This is a genomic window from Cellulophaga baltica, from assembly GCF_018861125.1.
Lineage (GTDB): Bacteria > Bacteroidota > Bacteroidia > Flavobacteriales > Flavobacteriaceae > Cellulophaga > Cellulophaga baltica_A.
In genome coordinates this window covers 1-1,155 of the sequence record NZ_JAHKQN010000009.1, presented here as the reverse complement: position 1 = coordinate 1,155, position 1,155 = coordinate 1, and the positions used below count along the sequence as shown (strand labels likewise).

2 protein-coding genes are annotated in these 1,155 nt (G+C 32.7%); both read right to left on the bottom strand.

Going from position 1 to position 1,155, the window contains the following annotated elements; all coding sequences use genetic code 11:
* Positions 1 to 138: 138 nt before the first annotated feature.
* Positions 139 to 675 (bottom strand): DUF2199 domain-containing protein, encoded by a 537-nt coding sequence (locus KO500_RS02725; protein WP_215954969.1) that lies wholly within the window; start codon positions 673 to 675, stop codon positions 139 to 141.
* On the bottom strand, positions 675 to 914 hold the full coding sequence (locus KO500_RS02720) for a hypothetical protein (protein ID WP_215954968.1): 240 nt from the start codon (positions 912 to 914) through the stop codon (positions 675 to 677). The genes KO500_RS02725 and KO500_RS02720 overlap by 1 nt, the downstream gene beginning before the upstream one ends.
* Between the last annotated feature and the right edge of the window lie 241 nt (positions 915 to 1,155).

Genomic DNA, 1,155 nt, shown 5'->3' with positions numbered 1-1,155 from the left:
TCAATATGTTGCACAACGTTGTTGTGTATGGTTAGTTGCGTGGTTAAGCAACTAAATTAGCAAACTTTTACGAACCCGTGAATATTCCGCAGGAATATTCGCAAGTAGGCTCAATAAAGCAATTAATTATACACGGTGTTACCCAACGTTTTTTATCATTTCGCTTATTCTATTTTCCACTTCTGTTTTTAAAATTCCGCCGTAATAATCTCGAACAAAGGGATGGTCAAAATCTTCGTGAGGAAAAATTTCAGGTCTGTCATTTCCACTTTTTGTCATTACGTCGCAAGGAATTGAAGACGTATCTCCATATTCAGGAACATTGCTACATAACCAACCAAAATATCCAGTTTCGTGATTCGGATTATTGTAATTTCCTTTATAGTCTAAATAACTTTTTTCGCTTAATGATACCCAAAGTCCGTATTCCAAAGTTTCACAAGCGTCTTTTACTTTTTGAGTAAGTGTTACTCTTATAAAACGGTCAATTTGGTCTTCGTAATGAATTTCGCAAAAGTCCGATTCTAATTTTCCAAGTTCAGACTTTTCTTGGTCGGAAAGGAAATCGTAATTCGCAGGCGATTTAAACGCTAAAGCAGGCCATTCCGAATGGACTTTTCCACATTCAGAGCACTTAAATTCAGTCGTTTTATTTTTCTTTCTTTTCCAAAACATTATTCATTCGGTATTGTAACAAAACCAGTCCAAATCATAACAATATAGATTAAGCACATTATCGATGCAATTTTAAAAAACACTGTGAAAATTTTAAAAATTACAGGTGCTTTTTCGACCAATCCTGTTTCATTTCTGACGTGAAAATCTTTTAATCTTCCTGTAAGTATTGGTCCGACTTTTCTAAAAAAGAAAAATCCGAAAAGCATAAATAAAGAAAGTCCAATTTTAAATCCCATTTCGGTTGTTGTTAAATGTTGGGTAACGGTTTGTATATGAAAAGTAGCGTTTTTAAAACACTAACTTTTCAGAAAGCAAGATAATTAATTAAAAACAAAAACGGTTCAGGTTGTCACCTAAACCGCTATTTTTTATATACATCTTAAGTTTGATTTCTATTAAATTTAGCTATTAATCAGAAAGAACAAAAGAGAGAATTAAGGTTACTATATACGGTGAAGCTTTAGATCTCGTTTTCAA

Excerpts from the sequence above, each read along its gene's own strand:
- KO500_RS02725 (WP_215954969.1), bottom strand. The coding sequence starts at position 675 with ATGTTTTGGAAAAGAAAGAAAAATAAAACGACTGAATTTAAGTGCTCT.
- KO500_RS02720 (WP_215954968.1), bottom strand. The coding sequence starts at position 914 with ATGGGATTTAAAATTGGACTTTCTTTATTTATGCTTTTCGGATTTTTC.